This is a genomic window from Mycobacterium sp. ZZG (assembly GCF_054786995.1).
Genome location: NZ_JBTBFV010000011.1, coordinates 26,066 through 50,490, shown reverse-complemented (window position 1 = coordinate 50,490; position 24,425 = coordinate 26,066). Strand labels below are relative to the sequence as shown.

Below are 24,425 nucleotides of genomic sequence, written 5' to 3'. Positions count from 1 at the left end.
AGTCAACAGCGTCAATATTGTCTCGGCAATCCTTGGCCCCAAATGGCGGCGTACGTGTCGTTCACACCCCCGACCCGCCGTGGAAACGCGCGCAGGACACAATGACGCGTCCGCAACCTCGAGTTCGCGACCACAGGAGAGCACGTGACCGACGTCGTCAACCCCGCCTCGGAGGCATTCACCGAGGTCAACGGCGCGCAGAGAGGCCCGACCGGGCAGACCCGGTCCGGGCTCACCGCCGATGCGCTGCGCGCGGCCATCACCGATCACCTGGTGTACTCGATCGCCCGCCCCGCCGCGGTACTCACCCCCGAGCACTACTACCGCGCGCTATCGCTGGCGGTGCGTGACCGCATGCAGAAACGGTGGATGGCCACCACCCAGGACTGGCTGGACCTGTCGGCGAAGGTCACCTGCTATCTGTCGGCGGAGTTCCTGATGGGCCCGCAACTGGGCAACAACCTGCTCAACCTGGGCATCGAGAACGCCGCGCGGCAGGCGCTGGCCGACCTGGGTCAGGACCTCGACGTGATCCTGGACTGCGAGGGCGAACCGGGGCTGGGCAACGGCGGGCTCGGCCGGCTGGCGGCGTGCTACCTGGATTCGCTGGCCACGCTGGAACGGCCGTCGATCGGTTACGGCATCCGCTACGAGTTCGGCATCTTCACCCAGGAGATCGCCGACGGCTGGCAGGTCGAGAAGACCGACAACTGGCTCGTCCACGGCAATCCGTGGGAGATCGACAAGCCCGACGCCAGCTACATCGTCAACTGGGGCGGTCACACCGAGACCTACGAGGACGTCACAGGCAAGCTGCGGGTGCGCTGGGTGCCCCAGCGCGTGCTCAAGGGCGTATCCCACGACACCCCGGTGCAGGGCTACGGCGTCAACACCTGCAACACGCTGACGTTGTGGAGCGCACGGGCGGTCGAGTCGTTCGCGCTGGAGGCGTTCAACACCGGCGACTTCTACAAGGCGGTCGACGAGGAGGTCGTCTCCGAGACCGTGTCGAAGGTGCTCTACCCCAACGACGAGCCCGAGGCGGGCAAGCGGCTGCGCCTGTTGCAGCAGTACTTCTTCGTGACGTGCTCGCTGCAGGACATCCTGAACATCCATCTGCAGCGGGCGCACCTGCCGCTGCGCATGCTGCCCGACAAGTGGGCGATCCAGCTCAACGACACCCACCCGTCGATCGCGGTGGTGGAGCTGATGCGGCTGCTCATCGACGAGCACCAGTTCGGTTGGGACGAGGCGTGGGACCTCACGGTGCGCACCTTCGGCTACACCAACCACACGCTCCTGCCCGAGGCGCTGGAGACCTGGCCGCTGCACATGTTCGGCGAGGCGCTGCCGCGCCATCTGGAGCTGATCTACGAGATCAACGAACGGTTCCTCGACGAGGTGCGGGCCCGGTTCCCTGGCGACGAAGAGCGGGTGCGCCGGATGTCGCTGATCGGTGAGGACGGCGGCAAGAGCGTGCGGATGGCGCACCTGGCCACCGTCGGCAGCCACGCGGTCAACGGGGTCGCGGCGCTGCATTCGGAGTTGCTCAAGGCCAGCGTGCTCAAGGACTTCTACGAGATGTGGCCGGAGCGCTTCGGCAACGTCACCAACGGGGTGACGCCGCGGCGGTTCCTGGCGCTGTCCAACCCGGGCCTGCGCGGGCTGCTCGACGACACCATCGGCCCCGGCTGGCTGACCGACCTTCAGCGCCTGCACGGACTGGAAGCGTTCGTCGACGATCCCGCGTTCCGGTCACGTTGGCGAGAGGTGAAGCGCGCCAACAAGTCCCGGCTGGCCGAGTACGTGCACTCGATCACCGGCATCGAGCTGGACCCGTCGTGGATGTTCGACGTGCAGGTCAAACGCATCCACGAGTACAAGCGTCAGCACCTGATGGTGTTGCACATCATCGCGCTGTACCACCGGCTCAAGACCAACCCGGGGCTGTCCATCCCGCCGCGGGTGTTCATCTTCGGCGGCAAGGCCGCGCCCGGCTATTTCATGGCCAAGCGGATCATCAAGCTGATCACCGCCGTCGGTGAGACGGTCAACGCCGACCCGGGCGTCAACCGTTTCCTGAAAGTGGTTTTCCTGCCGAACTTCAACGTCAAGACCGCGCACCTGGTGTATCCGGCGGCGAATTTGAGCGAGCAGATCTCCACGGCCGGTAAGGAGGCCTCCGGCACCGGGAATATGAAGTTCATGATCAACGGCGCGCTGACCATCGGCACGCTCGACGGCGCCAACGTCGAGATCCGGCAGGAGGCCGGGGCGGAGAACTTCTTTCTGTTCGGGCTCACCGAGAGTCAGGTCGAGCAGGTCAAGGCCGACGGCTACCGCCCGCTGAGCTTCGTCGAGTCCGATCCGGAACTGGCCGCGGTGCTGGAGCTGATCGCCCGCGGCGAGTTCACCCATGGCGACACCGAGGTGCTGCGCCCGATCGTCGACAATCTGCTGCACCACGACCCGTTCCTGGCGCTGGCCGACTACCGCTCCTACGTCGACTGCCAGGACGCGGTGTCGCGGGCCTGGCTGGATCGGGACGCGTGGTCGCGGATGTCGATCCGCAACACCGCGCGCAGCGGCAAGTTCAGCTCCGACCGGGCGATCAGGGAGTACTGCGACGAGATCTGGGGCGTGGGCCCGATGTCGGTCGACCTCGACTAGTTTTTCCGCCGAAATCGCATTCCACGCGCGTCAAGTCCCGAAAATCCCACGCTAGACGCAATCTCGGCGGGGTCATGAGTCGGTAACAAGCCGGTCACCGCCCCTGCGCGCCCGAGGAGTCCACCCCGCCGGCGCTGTTAACTTCGCGCGCGTGACGTTTCTCGCCCGCATCGCCGTCGCGGTGCTGCTCGCCGCCGGCCTGCTGACGGTGAGCACCCCGCCCTCGGCCCAGGCGTTCTCGCGGGCCGGGCTGCCGATCGAACAGCTCGACGTGCCCTCACCGTCGATGGGACGCACCATCCGCGTCGAATTCCAGGGCGGCGGACCGCATTCGGTGCTCCTACTGGACGGCCTGCGCGCCCAGGACGACTTCAACGGCTGGGACATCAACACCGCCGCCTTCGAGTGGTTCTACGAGTCCGGCGTCTCGGTGATCATGCCGGTGGGCGGTCAGTCCAGTTTCTACGCCGACTGGTACCGGCCGGCCAGGAGTCACAACGGGACGCTCACCTACAAGTGGGAGACGTTCCTGACCCGCGAACTGCCGACGTGGTTGGCAGCCAACCGAGGCCAGGACCCGTTCGGCAACGCTGTTGTGGGACTGTCGATGTCGGGCAGCGCGGCACTGACCATGGCCGCCTACTATCCCCGCCAGTACAAGTTCGCCGCCTCGCTGTCGGGGTATCTGGCGCCGTCGCAGAAGTTCTGGCCTCCGCTCATCGACATCGCGATGCAGGACGCGGGCGGCTTCGACTCTTTCGACATGTGGGGCAAACCCGGCTCACCGGCCTGGCTGCGGGCGGACCCGATGCTCAACATCAACCGGCTGGTCGCCAACCGTACCGCGCTGTGGATCTACTGCGGCAACGGAGTCGCCTCGGATCTCGACACCGGAACCGATCTCGGCGTCAACATCAGCGCGGGCTCGCTGGAGACCATCACTATCGCCACCAACAAGGAGTTCCGCGACAAGTATCTGGCCGCCGGCGGCCGCAACGCGATCTTCAACTTCCCGCCCAACGGCACGCACAGTTGGGGGTACTGGGGTGCGCAGCTGCAGGCGATGAAAGCCGACATCGTGCGGCTGCTGGCCCCGCCGCCACCGCCACCGCCTCCGCCGACGGCGTTGCCGCCGGGCGCACCCCTGCCGCCGGGCGCACCCCCGCTGCCGCCGCCGGCCGCCGCAGCACCGGCCGCGGCACCCCGCTGACTACCTGAAGTGCGGGTCGAGCAGCGTCGACCAGGCGTTGTCGAGCTGACTCCATTCGTCCTCGCAGCCCTCGGCCCGGTCTGCCGGCAGCTGGCCGTCGCCGACGAGGTCGGCGTTGGACTGCGGGTCCGACCCGTAGATCCAGCACTGCAGGTTGTACATCCGGGCCTCGTCGAGGGTGTGCACGTCGGCGAAGTCCGCCTCGCCCGCCGCGCCGCGCTCGGCTCCGCTCGCACCGAACACCCACGCGAAGTCCTTGACCGCCTGCACCGATCCGGGATCGGCCTGGCCGTCCTCGCCGGGCTGCAACAGCACATAGGCGGCCAGCTGATCCGCGACGTCCTCTTCCCGTCCCGTGATCGGCAGGTCGTACACCGTGATCGCCATGTGGCCGACCTCGTGGTAGAACGTGGCCCACTCGGCGTTGACCGCCGCAGCCGCCGGATCGGGATCCCCGGCCTCGGCGAAGATGTCCTCGCTGGTGGAAACGTCTTCGTAGCAGATCGTGATGGACTTGGCGTCCGCGTCCCAGTACGCGTTGGCCTCGTCGCACTGCGCGCCGGTGAGCGCTATGTCGTACGGCAGGATCAGCGACTGGTTGAGGTCGTCGGCCATGTCCTCGAGCAGCTGCGCATCCTGCAGCAGCTTCCTGCCCCGGATCGCCTCGGGGCTGTCGGCGTCCTCGTAGGTCACCAGCATCGAGCCGCTGTCTTGCGGCGCCGAATCCACGTCGGGGTCGGCCGCCTGCGGGGGTTCGGGTGCGCCCGCGCATCCGACGACGAGCAGCCCGGAAGCCATCACCGGCACCACACCACGCCGCAACCAAGTTATTGACACGGTCGCAGATTAGCGGCCCGTGTCGGGTTTTTGGAGTAATCCGCGCTCAGCCAGCGTTGCGGCCGCATGCCCCTCAGCCGGCGGGCACCAGTTCGAAGACGGGTATGACGCGGTCGGTCTGGGTCTCGTACTCGGCGAATCCCGGGGCGCGTTCGGCGACCACCGCGTAGACCCGGTCGCGCTCCTCACGCGGCAGCTCACGGGCCGTCACCGGCAGCGGCGCATCGGATCCGATCTCCACGCTCGCGTCGGGGTGGGCACGAATGTTGAACGCCCAGGCAGGATCTCGCTCGCGGCCGGCGGAGGATCCGACAACGTAGATTTTGTCGTCGATGTCGAAGTAGGCCACCGGATCCACCCGCTGCCGCCCGCTCTTGGCGCCGGTGGAAGTGAGCAGCAGCAGCGGAAAGCCCTCGAACTGGCCCCCGACCTTGCCTCGGTTGGCGCGGAACTCGTCGATGATGCCCTGGTTGAAGTCGCGCTCCCCGGCGGACTGGTCTGCCATGTCGTCGATCGTATGGCGGTCCGACCGCTGCCGGGCCAGGATGGTCGGATGGACCACGTCACCTTCGTCCCGACGCCCGATCAATTCAGCTTCACCTTCGGCGGTGCGGAGCCGGTGCGACGGATCCGACCGGGCACCGTGCTGACGCTGTGGACCGAGGACGCCTTCGGCGGGCGCATCACCAGTGGGGACGATGTCGCGTCGATGGCGCTGGACACCGAGGACCTCAACCCGCAGACGGGTCCGTTCTGGATCGAGGGCGCCGAACCCGGCGACACGCTGGCCGTCCACCTGGTCGACCTGACCCCGGCGCGCACCTGGGGCGCGTCCACGCTGATCCCGTTCTTCGGCGGTCTGACCAGCGTGCCGGTCAGCCCGACCCTGCAGGACGCGCTGCCCGAGCGTACCTGGATCTACGAATATGACTCGGCAGCAGGCACTTTGGCATTCAATGCGAAAGGCAGCGATTTCAGTGTCGCGCTGCCGTCCAACCCGATGCTGGGCACCGTCGGAGTGGCGCCGGCCCGCCGCGAGGTACGGACGTCACTGGTGCCCGACGTGTTCGGCGGCAACATGGACACCCCCGAGATGACGACCGGCGCGACATGCTTCCTGCGCGTCAACGTGCCCGGGGCGTTGTTCTCCCTCGGCGACGGGCACTACCGCCAGGGCGAGGGCGAGTCGTGCGGCACCGCCGTCGAGGGGGCCATGCACGTGACCGCGATCGTCGACCTGATCAAAGGCGGCGGCCCGGCATGGCCGCGGTTGGAGACCGACACCCACCTGATGTGTGTCGGATCCGGGCGACCGCTGGAGGAGGCCTGGCGCGCCGGTCAGGTCGAGATGATCACCTGGCTGGGCGAACTCTACGGCCTCGACCGGCTCGACGCCTACCAGTTGCTCACCCAGATCTCCCTGGCGCCGATCGCCAACGTGGTCGACACCAACTACAGCTCGGTAACCAAGATCGACAAGCGGCTGCTGCCCTCGTCCTCCTCGTACGGCGGTATTCATGCTGAACTTCGTTCGGCGGCAAAGTCATTGGGTGCGATCAACTACTGAGAAGGAGTGCCATGGATCTGGGGCTTTCGGGTAAGCGGTTCGCGGTCACGGGTGGCACCCGCGGTATCGGCCGCGCGGTCGTCGAGGGTCTGCTCGCAGAAGGGGCGTCGGTCGCCTACTGCGCCCGCACCTACGAAGCCGTGCCCGGCGCGGTGGGCACCGCGGTGGATGTCGCCGACGGTGCCGCGCTCGCGACGTGGGTGGAGGCCACCGCCGAAGCGTTCAGCGGACTGGACGGCGTGGTCGCCAATGTGAGCGCGCTCGCCATCCCCGAGTCGAACGAGAACTGGCGCACCACCTTCGAGGTCGACATGATGGGCACCGTCGGTCTGGTCGATGCCGCGCTGCCGTATCTGCTGGAATCCGACGCCGCGTCGATCGTGACGATCTCCAGTGTGTCGGGCCGCGAGATCGATTTCGCCGCAGGACCGTACGGCACGATGAAGGCCGCCATCATCCACTACACCCAGGGGCTGGCGTTCAAGCTGGCCGGCAACGGGGTGCGGGCGAACACCGTCAGCCCGGGCAACACCTACTTCCCGGGCGGGGTGTGGCCGTCGATCGAGCAGAACGACCCGGAGTTGTTCGCCGCGGCGCTGGCACTGAATCCGACGGGCCGGATGGCGACACCTCAGGAGGTCGCCAACGCGGTGGTGTTCCTGTCCAGCCCCGCAGCCGGCTTCATCACCGGCACCAACCTGCTCGTCGACGGTGCGCTGACCCGCGGCGTCCAGTTCTGAATCCCCGGGGGGTTTCACTCCTCTCCGAGCGCCACCGGGCGGGCCGGATCCGAGCTCCACTGCGACCACGAACCCGGGAACAGTGCGGCGTCCACGCCGGTGACGGCCAGCGCCGCGACGACCAGCGACGCCGTCACTCCCGATCCGCAATAGACCGCGACGTCGGAGTGGTGGGCACCCAGACGCTGCGTGAGCCCGGGATCGGCCAGCAGCGTACCGTCGCGGGCCAGCAGGCTGGTGCTCGGCACGTTCACGGCGCCGGGGATGTGCCCGGCGACGGGGTCGACGGGCTCGTTGTCGCCGCGGTAACGCTCGGGGGGACGGGCGTCGATCAGCGCCGGCGCGTCGAGCGCGTCGTCGGCGGTGATGGTCCTGCGGGCACCCCGGTACAGGTCCTCGTGCGTGACGGTCACGTTGCCGGGGGCGGGAATCACTGTGCCGGAATCCAATTCGCGTGTCCATGCACCGAGGCCGCCGTCGAGGATGCGCACATCGGAGATGCCCGCCGCGGTGAGCACCCACCACGCACGGGCAGACCCGGCGCGGTTCCAGTCGTCGTAGACCACCACCGGCACACCGTCGCGCACTCCCCAGCGTCGGGCGGCGTCCTGGACGGCGGACCCGGACGGCAGCGGGTGGCGGCCGCGCCCCGGCACGGTGTGGTCGGACAGTTCGTCGTCCAGGGACACGTACACCGCGCCGGGGAGGTGCCCCGCCTCGTAGGCGGCGGTGCCGTCGGGTTCGGCCAGCGTCCACCGCACATCGAGCAGGGTGACGGGCTCACCGGCGTCGAGCAGCCGGGCCAGTTCCGTCGCGGTGATGAACACGTCGTCGCGGGCAGTCATGATTACCTCCAGGACCTGAGGCTACCTCCGCGCTTTCGGGGTGCCCGTGCTCGCCGACCGGCGATCTCGCCACCGCAATGGGGGGTTAGGGCAGGATTGCGGGGGCATGGCTGACATCGACGACACTCCCGGAACTTCCCGGCGCAGGCACATCACCCGGCTCGCCCTGTTCGCGGCCGTGCTGTCGGTGCTGTTCTATCTGACCGCGATCGAAGGGGTCATCGACGTCGAGTACGTGCGCGGGCTCATCGAGTCGACGGGCCCGCTCGCGCCGTTGACCTACGTCGCGGTGTCGTCGGTGCTCGGCGCGCTGCTGGTGCCGGGCCCGCTCCTGGCGGCCGGCAGCGGCTTCCTGTTCGGCCCGCTGCTGGGCACCTTCGTCACCCTCGGCGCGACGATCGGGTCGGCGGTGATCACGGCGTTCGCGGGCCGCCGCGCCGGCCGCGACAGCGCCCGCGCGCTGTTGGGCGCGGACCGCGCGGCGCGCGTCGACGGTCTCATCCGGCGCGGAGGCCTGTGGGCCGTGGTCGGACAGCGCTGGATCCCGGGCGTCAACGACGCGCTGGCCTCCTAAACGTTCGGGGCGTTCGGAGTGCCGCTGTGGCAGATGGCCGCGGGCGCGTTCATCGGGTCGGCGCCCAAGGCGTTCGCCTACACCGCGTTGGGGTCGACGCTGGGCGAGTTCTCCGCGCCGCTACTGACCGCCGCGATCGTGGTGTGGTGCGCGACGGCGGTGGTCGGCGCACTCGCGGCGCGCCGCGGCTGGCAGCGGTGGCGGTCCCGGGAATGACGGGCCTCGTCCTCACCGACGAGTTCCGCCACGCGTTGGCGCGGCTGTCCGACGGTGAGCACCTGTTCCTGACCGGCAAGGCCGGCACCGGCAAGTCGACGTTGATCCGCCGCTTCCTGGCCGACACCGACCGCAACACAGTCGTTGTCGCGCCGACGGGTATCGCAGCTCTGAACGTCGACGGTTACACCATCCACCGGCTCTTCGGCTTCCGGTCGACCACCACACTGGAGGAGATCCGCACCGGCGGTTACCGGCCGGGCCGATTCACCAAGACGCTGGCCTCGCTGCAGACCCTGATCGTCGACGAGGCGTCGATGGTTCGCGCCGACGTCTTCGACATGGTTGCCGCCGCGCTGCAGCGGTTCGGCCCGGTGCCGGGTGAACCCTTCGGCGGTGTGCAGATCGTGCTCGTCGGCGACCTGTACCAGTTGCCGCCGGTGGTCCGCGAGGACGAAGCCCATTTCTTTTCGTCGGCCTCCCCACCTCGTTACGAGACCCCGTACTTCTTCTCGGCGCACTCGTTCGATCGCGCCGACTTTCCGACCGTGTCGTTGACGACGGTGTTCCGCCAGCTCGGCGATGACCGGATGACGGCCATTATCAACGAGATTCGCGAAGGCGTGCTGCTCGGCCACGCGCAGGAGCAATTGAACGCCCGCGCCGACAACGACTTCGTCCCACCTGACGACGAGTTCTGGTTGACGCTGGCGCCGACCAACCGGCTCGTCACGGCACGCAACCGGCAGCAGCTCGAGACACTGCCCGGGGACGAAATGGTGCACCACGCCAAGGCATCCGGTGACCTGACGCTGTTCGACCCGCCTGTCGAGGAGACACTGCGCTTCAAGGTGGGCGCGCAGGTGATGATGCTCAACAACGACCAGGGCAACCGCTGGGTCAACGGCACGGTGGGCCGCGTCGTCGGCGTCGGCTATGACCGCTACGGCGCGGTGGTGGAGGTCGAGTTCCCGGACAGCACCAGTGCCGAGGTCACCGCCTTCACGTGGGAGGTGACGCGGCCGGTGATGTCCGGTTCCTCGTTGGGCCGCGAGGTGGTCGGCTCCTATACACAGTTGCCGTTCAAGCTGGCGTGGGCGATCACCATTCACAAGAGCCAGGGCCAGACGCTGGACAGGGTGGTCGTCGACCTGACCGGGGGCATGTTCTCGACGGGACAGCTCTATGTGGCGCTGAGCCGGTGTACCTCGCTGGGCGGTCTGGTGCTGAAAAGGCCTGTGCTGCCGAAGGATCTGAAGACCGACCGGCGCATCGCCCGCTTCCTGCGTACCTCGGCGGCGGACCCGGCGGTGCGCCGGTACTGCGCGATCGGGATGCTGACCGTCGGCGACGAGGGCCGGATGTCGCGTCCACGGCCGGTGGAGCTGGCCGTCGCGTTCGACGACGGCACCGCGATCACCACGCTGGTCAACCCGCAGCGCGACCTCGCCGACGCGCGAACACGATTCGGGATCACCGTCGCCGACGTGCTGCTGGCCCCGACCCTGCGTGAGGCGTGGGCGGTGATCGCTCCGATGCTGGCGGGATGCACCCCGGTCGGCGTCGGGATCGACGAACAACTCGGGCTGATCGATTTCGAGCTCAAGCGCCTGGGCTATGTGACGGCGATGCCGTTGGGGGTCGAGCTGCGCGGCGCGCGAATGACGGGCCGCACCGCGCTGGAGCGCGCCCGCTCGGCGTTGCACGCCCATCGCGGCGCCGAGTCCCGGGCAGGCTCTTCGGCGTTCGACGAACCCGAATCCGTGGAGACGGCAGGGCTTCTCGTGAGCCGGGATACGTCGGCGCCGACACCCATCGCCGATCACCTACCGGGTTTGTCGGCGGTGTTGCGGATCAGTCGGGACGTCGGTGCCGTGTTGTTGGGACGTGACGAGGTGTCACCCGACGGGGAGGGGACGGCCCCGCGCGGCGATACCGGGTGGGAACCGGCGGCCCGGCAGTCGGTGGCCGATCAATTGCGCGTGGCGGCGGCGCGGGTGCAGCTGACCGAAGACGTCATGGATCGCCTGCGTCGCGTCGAGGAGTTGCTCGGTGTGGAGATCCTTTCCGGCACCGAGCTTCTGGCCCGCCATGACATCGGTGCGACGTTGACGCCGGGTATGCGCATCTGTTTCACCGGCACCGCACAGGATGCTTCGGGGCGCATTGTCGAGCGCGACGAGATGGAGCGCATGGCCGCCGCGGCCGGGCTGACACCGGTGAAATCGGTGACCAAGACCCGCTGCGACGTGCTCGTGACGGCCGAGGCGGGCACGCAGTCGGGTAAGGCTCGCAAGGCGCAGGAGTACGGCAAACCGGTGTTCGGCGCCGACGATTTCTTCACCTGGCTGCGCACCCACACCGCCACCCCCGCGGAATAGCATTCCTGGCTGCGTTCAGCCCCTCGATCACAGCCCTGGCTTCTCGCTCGGCGCACAATGGAGCGCGTGCCGTCTTCTGCCTTCGCCTCCGACAACGCCGCACCGGCTCACCCGAAGGTGCTCGAAGCCCTGCTCCGGGCCAACGCCGGGTCCGCCCCGTCGTACGGCAACGACGCGCTCACCGCGGACGCGGCCGACGCGATCAGGACCGCGTTCGCCTCCCCCGACGCCGAGGTGCTGTTCGCGTTCACCGGCACCGCGGCCAACATCATCGCGCTGGCGTCGGCGGTGCGACCGTGGCATGAGATCTTCTGCAGCGACGTCGCGCACGTCCTCGTCGACGAGGCCGGCGGGCCGGTTCGGCTGTCGGGGGCTCAGCTCACCCGGCTGGCCAGCGACGACGGACTGATCGCACCGGACGAGCTTGAGCGACGAGTGCTGGGCCGCAAGGCCGTGCACCACTCACAACCGCGCATCGTGTCGGTCACCCAGTCCACGGAGAACGGCAGGGTGTGGACCGCCGCGGCGCTGGCCGAGTTCGTCGACCGCGCCCACGCGCTCGGCCTGCTGGTGCACGTCGACGGCGCGCGTATCGCCAATGCTGTTGCCACTCTGGGCGTCTCACCGCAGGAGGCGATCGCGGACGCTGATGTCGTCAGCGTGGGCGGCACCAAGAACGGTCTGCTGTTCGGCGATGCGATCCTGGTCCGTCGGCCCGAGCACTTCGACGGAATCCACTTCGTGCAGAAGCAGATCGGTCATCTGGCCAGCAAACACCGGTTCGTCGCCGCGCAGTTCGCCGCGCTGTTCGACGATGGGCTCTGGCTGCGCAACGCCGCCCACGCCAACGCCATGGCGCGCAGGCTCGGCACCGGCATGGAGGCGCTGGGTCTGCAACTGGCGTCGCCGACCGAATCCAACGAGGTCTTCGTCAAGCTCGACGCGGACGCCCAGCGCCGACTCAGCGCGGCGTACTCGGTGCACCAGCCCGACCCCGGGGTGCCCGTCGTGCGGTTCGTCTGCTCGTGGGCGACCACCGAGACCGAGGTCGACGACGCGCTCGATGCGCTGCAACGCGTCTGCGGGTGACCGGCCCGGTTACCCGGCGCCCGACCGCGGGTACGCCCCGGTCATGAACAGCACCTTGCACACCCGCCCCGCGCGTCCGCTCGCCGCAGAACCGCCTGTCACGCGCGTCCTTCTGAACCGGTGCGACAGCGCGCCCGACGAACCACCCGAGCGGCTCACGCCCGTCGAGGTTCCCGAACGGCTCGTCCCCGAGGAGGTGCCCGAGTCGCCGATTGGACCGTCCACCACACCCGATCCGGGTCCGCCGCAGAAGACCTAAGCGCTGGTTTCGCGGTCGGGTTCGGCGACGGCCTTGGACTCCGCCGAGCCGCGCTGACGCAAGAAGATCGACAGCCCGACGATCGCCGCGACCGCGATGAACTCGCTCTGCCAGTTCTGCATCGACTCGAACCAGAACTGCGGTGTCGTCACGTATTCGGCGATCGACACCGCAGATTGCCCGTGTTGCACCTGTTCGTCGCTGTACACCGCGGCGCCGCCGACCGCGTGCAGTGCCCACGATGCGAAGAACAGCACGAAGAACGCGATCGCCAGGGAATGTTCGTAGATGCGGAGCGCCACGCCGCCGCGCCGCACCGGCCACGGCGCGCCGGGGTCGAACCGGGCCAGGCGTGGATCGTCGTCCTGCGGCGCCTGCCCGTCGATCGGCTTGGACTCCGAAGAGCCCCGCTGGTACAGGAATGCCGTCAACACGACGTACATCCCCATCTGCAGGAACTCCGATTCCCAGTTCTCGAACGTCGCCTCCACGAAGTCACCGCTGGCCAGGTATCCGATCACCGAGACCGTTTCCGTCGAGCCGTGGTCGCGCTCTTCCTGGTTGTGATTCGCGGCCCCGGACACGATCATCGCCGCGAAGAACACCACGAACAGGCCAAGGCACGCCAGCAACAGACCATGGTCGTGCATCCAGCGACCGTTCCGGGCTTTCACCTGGTCACGTGTACCCCCGATCGGGTGCGGGTATGCGCTCGCCATGCCCGCGAGGACACCGCTGCATGGCTATCTGACCGAGCAGGCCGGCCTTGTGCTCGACGGCATGGCCGGGCTGCGGGACGGCACCGACCCGATCCACGACACCCGCGTGGCCATCCGACGCGTCCGTAGCACCATCCGCGTCTTCGGCAAGGCGCTCGATGACGACGCCGGCGCGCTCGAAGACGACCTGAAGTGGTTCGCCGGTGTGCTGGGTGAGGTGCGCGATCCGCAGGTGCAGCGGCGGCGGTTGCGGGCCGCGGTCGCAGAGCTGCCCGACGAGCTGGTGCTGGGGCGGGTTTCGGGCCGGATCAAACGCGACCTGCGGGGTGTGGAGGCACCGGCCCGGCGGCGGGTGACCGAGGCGATGGCGACGGCGCGGTTCGAGCACCTGGTCGGCGAACTTCAGCGCTGGCGGGAAGCCCCGCCGGTCCAGAGCAAGGTCGGCCCCAAGGTGTTGCGGAAGCGGGCACGCCGCGCCGGCGCGAAGGCCGACCGTCGGCTCCAGGAGGCGCTCGACGGCGCCGACGACGCGCTGCTGCATCGCGCCCGCAAGGCCGCCAAGCGTGCGCGGTATGCCACCGAGCTGATCGAGCTTGATGATCCGTCGACGAGGAACAAGCGGAACAAGAAGCGCTACAAGCGCATTCAGAGTGTCCTCGGCGATCTCCAGGACACTGTGGTGGCCCGGCCGATGCTGCGGCAGATGGGCGCACAAGCCGGCACCCGATCCGGTGAGAACGGCTTCACCTTCGGCCTGCTCTACGGCCGGGAGGAACAGCTCGCCCGGCAATGCCGCCGCGCCGTCGCCCAGCTGTAGGAAGCCTCCCCCGCGAACGTGCGTGTCTGCGGCCCTCCACCCGGTGTGTCCCCGACAAAGTCGCACGCTCGCGCGCCGCGGTAGCCCTGTTTCGTGCCTGCCCGGCCGGGCAGCCCACGGTCGACACGGTCCACGGCGACACGCTCACCGGGACGCGACCGCCGGTACGCCATCTCGCACCCCCAGCCCGCGAGCGTGCGGCCTACCCCAGCGAGTCCCAGAACGCGGTCAGCGCCGCGGCGCCGCGATGCGGATCCTCGACCATCCACCAATGTCCCAGTCCCTCAAGCACTTCGACGCGGGCACCAGCACGTTCGGCGGCCCGGCGCCGGTTGTCGTGAGGCCCGATGAACGGGTCGTCGGTCGGCTGCAGCGACAGGCCCGGCCGCGCCGCGGCCGCCTCCAGAGCACGGCCCGCTTCGGCCATCGCCGGTTGTGCGGCCGAGCGGTACAACGCCAGGATCGCCTTCCGCATGTCGTCGTTCTGCTGTTCGGCGAGCGCGGCGCCGACGTCGGCCGGAATGCCGAAGGAGACCATCAGTTCCGTGCGCGCCGGCACTCCGCCGCCCATCATCGCGTCCAGCGACTCCTCCCCCGCTCCGGCCGTCTGCCACACCTGCGCCATGTCGTGCCAGACGTAGTCGGCGTCGAACAGGCCGACCGAGTCGCTGACCCAGCTGCGCACCAGTTCGGGCCGGTGCATCACCGCGTTGACGACGTGGCCGCCGCCCCAGTCATGGCCGACGAGGTCGATCGGGCCCTCGATTCCCTCCAGCGCGGACTCCAGCCAGTCCCGATACTCCAGCATCGTCGCGCCGAACCCGTCCGGCAGCGGCGCACCGAATCCCGGCGGCGACAGCAGCACCACGTCGTCGCGGCCCAGCACGGCCGTCAGCGGCCCCCAGATCGCGTCGGTTTCCGGATTGCCATGCACGAACACCACCGTCATGGCCCACATCCTGACACGGCCCCGATAATGGGCCGGTGCAAACGCAGTGGTCGACGGCGATGAACCTCGACGTGCCGATCGTCAACGCGCCGATGGGCGGCGTGGCCGGTGGCGAACTGGCCGCCGCGGTCAGCCGGGCAGGGGCGCTGGGCATGATCGGCATCGGCAGCTCCGGATCCGCGGCACAACTGCGCCAGCACCTCAGGCACACCGCAAACCTGAACCGCCCGTATGGGATTGGACTGATCAGTGGGGTAATTCAGAAGGAACCCGCACTTCTTGAGACGGCGCTGGACGCCGCCCCGGCGCTGCTGTCGGTCAGCTTCGGTGACGACTGGTCCTGGGTGCCGCGCGCCCACGACGCCGGCTGCGTGAGCGCCACACAGGTCGCCGACCTGGCCGACGCGCAGCGCGCCGTCGACGCCGGCGTCCAGGTCCTGGTGGCCCGTGGCGCGGAGGGCGGCGGGCACGGCCGGCCCGCGGTCGCCACCCTGCCGCTGCTGACCGAGGTCCTCGATCGGGTCGACGTGCCGGTGCTGGCTGCCGGCGGCATCTCCTCGGGCCGGTCCCTGACCGCGGTGCTGGCGGCCGGTGCGGCCGGCGCGTGGATCGGGACGGCGTTCGCGGTGTGCCCGGAGTCCACGCTGCCCGAGGCGGCCCGACAACAGATGCTCACCGCCGGCGACAGCGACACCGTCACCACCCGCGCCTTCGACGTCGCGCTCGGCTACCCGTGGCCGGCGACGATCCCCGAACGGGTGCTGCGCAACGCCTTCACCGACGCCTGGGACGGCCGTGAGGACGACATCGACGCCGACGCCCGCGAGCAGCTGCGTTCGGCGATCGCCGCCGACGACTACCGGTGGGCGCCGGTCAACGCCGGGCAGGGGGTCGCCGACGTGACGACCGCCCAGGCCGCCGCGGCCGTCATCGGCCGGCTGGTCGGCGACGCGCGCGCAGTCCTCGCGAGAACGCCACCAGCGTCGTGATTTCCCCCGCACCACTACCGTGGTGGCGGTCTCGCGAAACCCCAGCACGCACTGCAATCCCGCTGGTCACACGAGTCACACCGGCGGGCGAAAAGGCCGCGACACTCCCCTCCCTGCGCCCGGCGATGTCTGCGCCGTGCCCTATGTTGGGGCGTCCGGCAACGGACAAACGACGCACACATCGAGGGGCCAGGTGGACGACAACGCAACCGTGTCTGCCGTCGAGCTGTTCGAACTCAATCGCGACCTGCAGTCTTCGCGCGCGATCCGGCTGCTGGCCACCACCAACCTGAGCCTGTACGCGACGCTGATGGAGCGGCATCTGGCCGACGGGGTGATCCCGGAGACCGAGCTGGTGGTCCGGCTGGAACGCGACCTCGACGACCTCGGCGACGACCAGTCGGGCCTGGCGTTGATCAAGTCGTGGGCCAGCCAGGGCTGGGTGCACCGCATCGTGGATGACCGGGGACTCGCAGGCGCCGCAGGCCGCAACGTCTGCTACCTGACCCAGGACGCGCGCCGGGCGCTGGACTTCCTGCGCGGTATGCGCCGCCAGGACACCATCGCCACCGGCGGGTCGATCACCGGCATCGCGTCGCGGCTCAAGCATGTGGCGCTGAAGGTGGGCAACGACCCGGCCCGCATCCGCAAGAGCATCGAGGCCGAGATCGAGGCGCTGCGTCACGAGCTCGAGCTCCTCGACGCCGGCCAGTCGCCGTCGCCCGACGACGCCGACCTCACCGACGCCTATGACGAGGCCCGCGCGATCGCCATGCAGATGGAGCGGCTGATCACCGACATCGGCCAGTACGGCGCGATGATCGAGCAGGCCACCGCCGCGCTCGACGAGCCGATCGACTCCAATGTCGAGTACCGCGACCGGCAGCGCCAGATGTACGCCGACTACCAGGCCGCTTGGGATTCGCAGGGCCGGGACAGCCACCGGGCGTTCCTGCGGATGATCAACGATCCCGATCAGCGTGCCGAGTTCGAGGCCGATGTCGCCGCCGTCGCCGCCGCGCTGCCCGGGCTGGACCCAGCCCTGCGCAAGGTCATGGCCGGGTTCTTCGAGCTTGTCGGCCATCAGATCGACGAGGTCGAGCGGATCCAGCAGCGCTGCGCGCAGCGGGTCAAGCGGTTCACCGCGTTCGGCACGCTGGAGCAGAGCCGCGGCGTGGCCCGTCAGCTCAACGAGGCCATCGGCGCGGCACGCAATCTGCTCAAGTCGAGCCTGATCGACTCGCGGCTGGACATCGAGCTGCCGCTGGCCCGCCACGCGATCAGCTCCGTCGGGGCGCTGAGTTTCAAGATCGGCGACCTGTCCACCCCGAAACCGGCCAAGCCGGCGGCGGGCGAGGTCGACCTGTCCAGCTTCGCCGCGCTCACCACCCAGGTCGATGCGCCGGCGATGTCGGACATGCTCAACACCGCGGTCGCCAAGGGGCCGGTGTCGCTGCCGGAGGCCATCGGCATGCTCGGTAGTTCAGGCCAAGGGGCCTACCTCGGTCACGTCATCGTGTTGTGGTCGTGGGCGCTCAAGCAACCCGGCACCGAAAGCCCTGAGTCGACCACCGTGCGCTTCCGGTCCCTGGACGGCAAGGACCGCGAAATCGCCGTTCCCCAATTGATATTCACAGAACCGATCAGTGTCGGAGCCGCGCAGTGACCACCGAACACGACACCGACTTCGAGGCGTTCTCCTCGCTGCCGCAAGTCGACCAGACCGCCCGTCCCCCGCACCAGCGCCGCCCGCGCTTCGACGGCGACGTCTCCGAGCTGCCCGACCGCGCCTGCTGGGCGTTGCAGCACCTGCTGACCCGCCGTTACATTAGCGCCGAGACCGACAGCGACATCTACGCCTGGGTGCTCGAGTACCGCCACCAGCTGTCGGTCCGGCTGTCCGAGCTCGACTTGATCCTGCGGGTGGTGGACGGTACCGACGTCGCGTTCGTCGAGCAGGCCCGCTACGAATCCGCCAAGGGCATCAAGCTTCTGCGCCGTGAACCGCTCGGCACCTACGACTCGATCCTGGCGCTGCACCTGGCGCAGATGATGCGTGCGGCGGGCGGGCAGAGCGTGCTGATCTCCCGCGAGGAGATGCACAATCTGTTCTCCGGCGTGCTCAACGACACCGACCGCGACGCGGTCACGTTCGCCGGCCGCATCGACGCCGCGATCGCGCGGCTCGCCGGCCTGGAGATCCTGCGTAAGAGCCGCGACGACGAGGACAGCTACACCATCTCCCCCGTCATCACAGCGGTGATGACGGGCAGCGTGATCACCGAGCTGCAGCAGCAGTTCGAGCTGCTGTTGGGCGGCGGCACCCCGGCCGAGGAGGACACCAACCTTGACTGAACAGTTCCATCTGTCCCGGCTTCAGGTCATCAACTGGGGTGTGTTCGACGGCTACCACGACATCCCGTTCAGCCGGGGCGGCGCGCTGATCGCCGGCGCCTCGGGCAGCGGCAAATCCTCACTGCTGGACGCCATCTCGCTGGGGTTCCTGCCGTTCAACCGGCGCAACTTCAACGCCTCCGGCGACAACACCGCCGCGGGTTCCAGCGCGGGCCGGCGCACCGTCGACAAGTACGTGCGCGGCGCGTGGGGGCAGCGCAGCGACGGCGGCACCAGCCGGGTGATGTACCTGCGCGGCGACGGCACCGCATGGTCAGCGGTGGCGGTCACCTACTCCAGCGACTCGGGCCGCACCGTGACCGGCCTGGTGCTCAAATGGCTGACGGGCGAGTCACGCAACGACTCGTCGAGCCGCTTCGTCCTCGGTGACGGTGACCTCGACATCGAGGACGTCTGCAACCGTTGGGCGGCAGCACGATTCGACACCGGCGTGTTCAAAACTCACGGCTGGCGGTTCACCACCAAGGTCGAGTCGCAGTACCTGGCTCAGCTGTACGCGACCATCGGCATCCGCGCCTCCGACGCCGCCCAGCAGCTGCTCGGCAAGGCGAAGTCACTGAAAAGCGTTGGTGGGCTGGAACAGTTCGTCCGCGAGTTCATGCTCGACGAACCCGAAAGCCTGGCCCGCCTGCCTGAGGCGCTCAAGCAGATCGACCCGCTGGTGGAGGCCCGCGAGCTGCTCGCGGTCGCACAGAAGAAGCGCAAGATCCTCGGCGACATCGAGAAGATCCAGCAGCGCTACGCGTCGGAGTCGACCGATCTGGGCATCATCGACCTGGTCGATCTGCCGATGGTGCGGGCCTACACCGACCACATCCGGTTCGCGCAGTGCCCGGCTCAGATCGCGCAGCTCGACACCACCATCGAGCAGCTCGACAACGAGTACGAGGACGTCACCCGGAGCCTGAATCTCGCCAAGGCCGAGGCGGATTCGCTCAATGCGCAGATCAGCGGATCCAGCGCGAGCATCGGTCCGCTGCAGTCGCAGGTGACCGCGGCCGAGACCGAGGCCGAGCAGGTGTCGCGTCGGCGCGGCGCCTACGAGGACATGCTGGCCGCGCAGCAGCGCGACACCCCGGAGACGGCCGACGACTTCTGGAATCTGCGCGAGGAGCTGCTGGCCGAGGCCACCGAGCTGCTCGCCAAAGTGGAGCGCAACCGGGAGGCATCCACCGACGCGGAGTACGCGCAGAAGTCGGCGCGGATGGCCCGCGACGAGGCCGCCAAGGAACTCAAGCGCGTCGAGCACGTCGGGTCGGCGCTGCCGGAGTTCGCGCTGTTGATGCGGGAGCAGATCTGCACCGCCGTCGGGGTCGACGCGGGCGAGCTGCCCTACATCGCCGAACTGTTGGATCTGCGCACGGACCAGACCCGGTGGCGCACCGCGGTCGAGAAGGTGCTGCGCGGAGTCGGTCTGCGGCTGATGGTGCCCGATCAGCACTGGACCACGGTGCTGCAGTTCGTCAACGAGACCAACATGCGGGGACGGCTGCAGCTGCACCATGTGCGGGCCAAGTTCCTGGGCGCCGAGCCGGTCGCTCCGGAGCCGAACACGTTGGCGGGCAAGCTTTTCCCGGTCGACCCGAAGCACCCCTGTGCGGCCGAGGCCGTCGACGTGGTCGCCGCCGCCGGCGACCACGTGTGCGTCGACACCCCGGATGTGTTCGCGCGTTTCCGCCGCGCGGTCACCGACACCGGCCTGTACAAGGACTCCGACCGGCTCGCGATCAAGGACGACCGCCGTCCGCTCAAACAGTCGGAATACCTGTACCAGGGGGACGTGTCGGCGAAGATCAACGCGCTGACGGTCGATCTGGCCGCGGCCGAGGAGGCTTACCAGAAGGCGCGGCGCACCGCCGACGACATCGCCGCCCAGCGGCAGCAGTGGCGCGACCGGGCCGCGGCGTGCAAGGCGATCTGCGAGCAGTTCCCGCAGTGGAGCCAGATCGACACCGAGACCGCCGACGGGCACGCCGACCGGTTGCGTGAGCAGTACGAGCTGCTGCTGGCCGACCATCCCGACATCGAGGCGCTCAACGCCCGCGCCGACGAATGCTGGACGCAGATCCAGAAACTGATGACGCGCCGCGGCGCGATCCAGACCCGCCGTGACGACCTCGACTCTCGGCGCACGCAGCTTCTGGAGCTGCAGGAGCGGCTGCAGCCCGCCTTCGTGTCGGAACCGTTGACGGAGCTGCTGAACCGCTACGCCGCCCAGCTGCCGGTGCCGTTGGAGCTGCTCGATCCCGAGCCGCACCGCGACGCGCTTTTCGGCGCGATCAAGAAGGAACGCGAACAGCTGCGGGAGAGCCGGCGTCGCTCCTACGACGAGTTGGCTCGCATCCTGAACACGTTCGACACGTCGTTCCCGGACGCCATCCCGAACAACTCGGACAATTTTGAGGAACGCGTGCACGACTACGTCGCACTGTGCCGGCACATCGACGAACGCGAGCTGCCCGAGGCCTATGAGCGGATGATGCGTCTGGTCACCGAGCAGGCCCCGGATGCGATCCTGACGCTGCACCGGGTGGCCGAGCAGGAAGCGCGCCGCATCAGCGACCAGATCGCCCGTGTGAACACCGGTTTGGGAGCGGTGGAGTTCAACCGCGGCACCCGGCTGACGCTCCGGGCCACCCCGCGGGCGTTGACGGCGGTGTCGGAGCTGACCGAGATCGTGCGGGCGATCTCGCGGCGCATCGCCGAGGTGGGGCTCGGTGACAAGCAGGCCATCCTGGACCAGTACGCCGACATCCTGCGTCTGCGCAACCGGCTGGCGTCGACGGCGCCGGAGGACAAGGCGTGGACCCGCGACGCGCTCGACGTGCGCAACCGGTTCACGTTCGACTGCGCCGAGTGGGATGTCGCCAGCGAGGAGCTGATCCGCACGCACTCCAACGCCGGTGACAACTCCGGCGGTGAGCAGGAGAAGCTGATGGCGTTCTGCCTGGCCGGTGCGCTGAGCTTCAACCTTGCGGCGCCCGGACACGCAGGAACAGACGAAGCCAACCGGCCGGTGTTCGCGCAGCTGATGCTCGACGAGGCGTTCTCCAAGTCGGATCCGCAGTTCGCCCAGCAGGCGCTGCAGGCGTTCCGCAAGTTCGGGTTCCAGCTGGTGATCGTCGCGACCGTGCAGAACGCGACGACGATCCAGCCCTACATCGACAGCGTGGTGATGGTGTCCAAGACCGAGGCGACGGGCCGCAATGCCCGACCCGTGGCGACGGTCACGACGCGCACCATCTCGGAGTTCGGTGCGCTGCGCCGCGAGATGCGGGCCACCGCGAAGGTGCCCGCTCCAGTCTGACGCGGGGAACGACTTTTCTGCGTAGGGTGCCGATCGTGCATGTCGACGTGATGACGACTCCCCAGCCGCTCCTGCAGACCGGCGATCTCGCACGCCGCACTCAGAAGGCCGGCTTCGACGGGCTGCTGTTCACCGAAACCGGCAGGACCGCCTACCTGAACGCGGCGATGGCGGCGCAGGCGGCGCCGGGACTCCAGTTGTCGACGGGCGTGGCGGTGGCGTTCCCGCGCAGCCCGTTCGTCACCGCCGCGACGGCGTGGGAACTCCAGGAGGCGACAGGCGGCAACTTCCGGCTGGGTTTGGGCACCCAGGTCCGCACCCATGTGGTCCGCCGCTACGGCGCCGAGTTCGCCCATCCCGGTCCGCGGCTGCGGGACTACGTGCTGGCGGTCAAAGCCTGCTTCACGGCGTTCCGCACAGGCACCCTCGACCATCACGGCGAGTTCTACACGCTCGATTTCATCACCCCGCAGTGGAGCGCAGGCCCGATCGACGCCCCGGATCCCAAGGTCGACATCGCCGCGGTCAACCCGTGGATGCTGCGGATGGCCGGCGAGGTGGCCGACGGGGTGCATGTGCATCCGCTCGGCGAGCCCGGCTACATCGCGCGCCACGTCGTTCCGAAGGTCGCTGAGGGAGCTGCGAGGTCGGGACGATCACCGCATGAGGTGGCGCTGATCGTGCCGGTGATGACGATCGTCGGCGATTCCGACGAGCAACGGCATCGCGAGCGCGAACTGGTGCGGGCGAGCATGAGCTTCTACGGCAGCACACCCAACTACGCGTTCATCTGGGACGAGGCCGGCTTCGAGGGCACCACGGCTCGCATCCGCGAGAAGCAGAAGGCCGGCGACTTTCAGGGCATGGCCGCGCAGATCACCGACGAGCACATCGCGACGTTCGCCACCGAGTCGACGTGGGACGGTCTGGCCGACGCGCTCACCGCCAGGTACGGCGCCACCGCGACCCGCATCGTGCTCTACAACGCCCTGGCCGACGCGGAGCGCTTCGAACGCTACGGCATTGTCGCGCAACGGTTGACCCTGCCGCCCCCACCGGGGACTGGCATGACCGCCGCTGCATCCCGCGCCTGAACGCAGCCCAACGAGTGAACCCACCCTTCGCCGGGTAAGCAGTCGCGGGCCTACAGTGTCCACGGAGCCGGTATGGGGAGACGGATGACATCGACAGAGTCGACCTCGACGTGGGCGCCGCTGCGATCGCCGATCTTCCGCGCACTGTGGATCGCGCAATTCGTCTCGAACCTCGGCACCTGGATGCAGACCGTCGGCGCGCAGTGGATGCTGGTCGACGATCCCCGCGCCGCGGTCCTGGTGCCGCTGGTCCAGACCGCCACCACGCTGCCGGTCATGCTGCTGGCGCTGCCGTCCGGCGTGCTGGCCGACCTCGTCGACCGGCGCCGGCTGCTGATCGCCACCCAGGGCGCGATGGCCGCCGGGGTAGGCCTGCTCGCCACCCTCACCGGTGCCGGGCTGACCACCCCGACCGTGCTGCTGACGCTGCTGTTCCTCATCGGATGCGGGCAGGCTCTCACCGCACCGGCCTGGCAGGCGATTCAGCCGGATCTCGTTCCCCCGCATCAGATTCCGGCTGCCGCGGCGTTGGGCAGCATGAGCATGAACGGCGCCCGGGCGATCGGACCCGCAATCGCCGGCGCGCTGGTGTCAGTGGCCGGGCCGACGATAGTGTTCGCCCTCAACGCCGTGTCGTTCGTCGGGATAGTGCTGGTGCTCGTCTCGTGGCGGCGTCCGCCGGAGCGGAGCGACTTCCCGCCCGAGCGGGCGCTGGCCGCGCTCAGCGCCGGCGGCCGCTACATCCGCAGCTCCCCGGTCGTGCGCCGCATCCTGCTGCGGACCGTGCTGTTCATCGCCCCCGCCAGCGCGGTGTGGGCGCTGCTGCCGGTGATCGCCCGTGACCAGCTCGGCCTCGGCTCGGCCGGCTACGGTGTGCTGCTCGGTGCGCTCGGGGTCGGCGCGGTTCTCGGTGCGTTCGCGTTGTCGCGGCTGCGGGCCCGGTTCGGCCAGAACGTGTTGCTCATCGTCGGTGCGGCCGGGTTCGCCGTCGCCACCGGGGTGCTCGCGCTGGTGCACAACGTCGCCGCCGTGGTGGCGGGGCTGGTGGTCGGCGGCGCCGCATGGCTGCTGACGCTGTCCACGCTCAATGCGTCAATGCAGCTCAGCCTGCCGCGGTGGGTGCGCGCCCGCGGGTTGTCGGTGTATCAGCTGGTCTTCATGGGCGGTCAGGCGATCGGGTCGCTGGTGTGGGGTGTGCTCGCCGGCGCCACCAGCAGTGTCACTAGCCTGCTGGTGAGCATGACGCTGCTCGTGCTCTGCGGTCTGTCCCTGCTGTGGTGGCCGCTGCACGCCAGCACCGGCAATCTCGATCTGACGCCGTCGTCGCACTGGCCGGAGCCGACGCTGCTCTTCGAACCCGAGCCGCTCGACGGGCCGGTGCTGGTGATCACCTCCTACCGGGTGGCACCGGAGAACGAGGAGGCGTTCCTGGCCGCGATGGCGGTGCTGGGCCGGTCCCGGCAGCGCACCGGGGCGTCGCTGTGGCGACTCTTCCGCAGTGTCGAACAGGAGTCGACGTTCGTGGAGACGTTCATCGTGCGCTCCTGGGGCGAGCACATGCACCAGCATTACACCCGGCTCACCGCGCAGGACCAGCTCATCGAGCAGAACGTCGAGCGCTACACCGAAGGCCCGGCGGTCTCCCAGCACTACCTCGCGGTGCGCGAACTCGACTGATTCACACACTGAACGCGAGATCGACACCACGGTCGTGGACACCCGGCACGGCGACAGCAACAGCCCTCAC

General features: G+C 68.9%; 19 protein-coding genes and 1 pseudogene. 15 read left to right on the top strand and 5 right to left on the bottom strand.

All coding sequences use genetic code 11. The features are described from left to right. Positions 1-144: 144 nt before the first annotated feature. Both ACXMYJ_RS09255 and ACXMYJ_RS09250 read left to right on the top strand, forming a co-directional pair. Positions 145-2,670, top strand: a complete 2,526-nt coding sequence (locus ACXMYJ_RS09255) for a glycogen/starch/alpha-glucan phosphorylase (protein ID WP_443187363.1) — start codon at positions 145-147, stop codon at positions 2,668-2,670. Positions 2,671-2,821: 151 nt separating this feature from the next. Further along, positions 2,822-3,880, top strand: a complete 1,059-nt coding sequence (locus tag ACXMYJ_RS09250; RefSeq protein WP_460355606.1) for an esterase family protein — start codon at positions 2,822-2,824, stop codon at positions 3,878-3,880. On the opposite strand, the gene ACXMYJ_RS09245 is transcribed toward ACXMYJ_RS09250, so the two are convergent. After that, positions 3,881-4,702, bottom strand: coding sequence for a DUF4344 domain-containing metallopeptidase (locus tag ACXMYJ_RS09245; protein ID WP_260757944.1), 822 nt, complete (start codon positions 4,700-4,702; stop codon positions 3,881-3,883). A gap of 88 nt (positions 4,703-4,790) precedes the next feature. After that, positions 4,791-5,222, bottom strand: coding sequence for a nitroreductase/quinone reductase family protein (locus ACXMYJ_RS09240; RefSeq protein ID WP_460355603.1), 432 nt, complete (start codon positions 5,220-5,222; stop codon positions 4,791-4,793). 48 nt (positions 5,223-5,270) lie between these two features. Here ACXMYJ_RS09240 and ACXMYJ_RS09235 point away from each other — a divergent pair, with 48 nt between their 5' ends. Next, complete coding sequence (locus ACXMYJ_RS09235; RefSeq protein ID WP_260757136.1) at positions 5,271-6,284, top strand: acetamidase/formamidase family protein; 1,014 nt, start codon at positions 5,271-5,273, stop codon at positions 6,282-6,284. 11 nt (positions 6,285-6,295) lie between these two features. Continuing rightward, positions 6,296-7,024 carry an SDR family NAD(P)-dependent oxidoreductase gene (locus ACXMYJ_RS09230; RefSeq protein WP_460355599.1) on the top strand — a complete coding sequence of 243 codons (729 nt, stop codon included), beginning with the start codon at positions 6,296-6,298 and terminating at the stop codon, positions 7,022-7,024. Positions 7,025-7,038: 14 nt separating this feature from the next. On the opposite strand, the gene ACXMYJ_RS09225 is transcribed toward ACXMYJ_RS09230, so the two are convergent. Beyond that, a complete protein-coding gene (locus ACXMYJ_RS09225) occupies positions 7,039-7,869 on the bottom strand; it encodes a sulfurtransferase (protein WP_460355597.1) in 831 nt (276 codons plus the stop codon). A gap of 106 nt (positions 7,870-7,975) precedes the next feature. On the opposite strand from ACXMYJ_RS09225, the pseudogene ACXMYJ_RS09220 reads away from it, so the two are divergent. The 4 genes and pseudogenes from ACXMYJ_RS09220 (at position 7,976) to ACXMYJ_RS09205 (ending at position 12,388) form a co-directional block, all read left to right on the top strand. Then, positions 7,976-8,659 (top strand): annotated as a pseudogene (locus tag ACXMYJ_RS09220) (TVP38/TMEM64 family protein). Further along, positions 8,656-11,040: an AAA family ATPase gene (locus ACXMYJ_RS09215; protein ID WP_460355594.1), complete on the top strand. Its 2,385-nt coding sequence runs from the start codon at positions 8,656-8,658 to the stop codon at positions 11,038-11,040. The pseudogene ACXMYJ_RS09220 and the gene ACXMYJ_RS09215 overlap by 4 nt, the downstream one beginning before the upstream one ends. Positions 11,041-11,097: 57 nt before the next feature. Continuing rightward, entirely contained in the window at positions 11,098-12,129 is a 1,032-nt protein-coding gene (locus tag ACXMYJ_RS09210) for a threonine aldolase family protein (protein ID WP_460355592.1), read from the top strand. Positions 12,130-12,172: 43 nt separating this feature from the next. Continuing rightward, positions 12,173-12,388: a hypothetical protein gene (locus ACXMYJ_RS09205; RefSeq protein ID WP_443187370.1), complete on the top strand. Its 216-nt coding sequence runs from the start codon at positions 12,173-12,175 to the stop codon at positions 12,386-12,388. Here the strand turns inward: ACXMYJ_RS09205 and ACXMYJ_RS09200 are convergent. After that, positions 12,385-13,038, bottom strand: a complete 654-nt coding sequence (locus tag ACXMYJ_RS09200; RefSeq protein WP_443187371.1) for a DUF6766 family protein — start codon at positions 13,036-13,038, stop codon at positions 12,385-12,387. The genes ACXMYJ_RS09205 and ACXMYJ_RS09200 overlap by 4 nt on opposite strands. A 67-nt stretch (positions 13,039-13,105) precedes the next feature. Here ACXMYJ_RS09200 and ACXMYJ_RS09195 point away from each other — a divergent pair, with 67 nt between their 5' ends. Then, complete coding sequence (locus ACXMYJ_RS09195) at positions 13,106-13,924, top strand: CHAD domain-containing protein (RefSeq protein WP_460355588.1); 819 nt, start codon at positions 13,106-13,108, stop codon at positions 13,922-13,924. Positions 13,925-14,126: 202 nt separating this feature from the next. On the opposite strand, the gene ACXMYJ_RS09190 is transcribed toward ACXMYJ_RS09195, so the two are convergent. After that, positions 14,127-14,873 (bottom strand): alpha/beta fold hydrolase, encoded by a 747-nt coding sequence (locus ACXMYJ_RS09190; RefSeq protein ID WP_260757125.1) that lies wholly within the window; start codon positions 14,871-14,873, stop codon positions 14,127-14,129. Between the two features lie 59 nt (positions 14,874-14,932). Between ACXMYJ_RS09190 and ACXMYJ_RS09185 the strand changes: the two genes are divergently transcribed. The 6 genes from ACXMYJ_RS09185 (at position 14,933) to ACXMYJ_RS09160 (ending at position 24,355) form a co-directional block, all read left to right on the top strand. Then, positions 14,933-15,862: an NAD(P)H-dependent flavin oxidoreductase gene (locus ACXMYJ_RS09185; protein WP_460355715.1), complete on the top strand. Its 930-nt coding sequence runs from the start codon at positions 14,933-14,935 to the stop codon at positions 15,860-15,862. Between the two features lie 193 nt (positions 15,863-16,055). Continuing rightward, the gene (locus ACXMYJ_RS09180) at positions 16,056-17,528 is read left to right on the top strand and encodes a DUF3375 domain-containing protein (protein WP_260757124.1); all 1,473 of its coding nucleotides are present in this window, start codon (positions 16,056-16,058) and stop codon (positions 17,526-17,528) included. Beyond that, positions 17,525-18,217 carry a DUF4194 domain-containing protein gene (locus ACXMYJ_RS09175; protein WP_460355584.1) on the top strand — a complete coding sequence of 231 codons (693 nt, stop codon included), beginning with the start codon at positions 17,525-17,527 and terminating at the stop codon, positions 18,215-18,217. Before ACXMYJ_RS09180 ends, ACXMYJ_RS09175 begins: the two co-directional genes overlap by 4 nt. Then, positions 18,210-21,584, top strand: a complete 3,375-nt coding sequence (locus ACXMYJ_RS09170) for an ATP-binding protein (protein ID WP_460355581.1) — start codon at positions 18,210-18,212, stop codon at positions 21,582-21,584. The genes ACXMYJ_RS09175 and ACXMYJ_RS09170 overlap by 8 nt, the downstream gene beginning before the upstream one ends. 35 nt (positions 21,585-21,619) lie before the next feature. Continuing rightward, complete coding sequence (locus ACXMYJ_RS09165; protein ID WP_460355578.1) at positions 21,620-22,678, top strand: TIGR03617 family F420-dependent LLM class oxidoreductase; 1,059 nt, start codon at positions 21,620-21,622, stop codon at positions 22,676-22,678. A gap of 84 nt (positions 22,679-22,762) precedes the next feature. Next, complete coding sequence (locus ACXMYJ_RS09160) at positions 22,763-24,355, top strand: MFS transporter (protein WP_460355575.1); 1,593 nt, start codon at positions 22,763-22,765, stop codon at positions 24,353-24,355. Positions 24,356-24,425 lie beyond the last annotated feature (70 nt).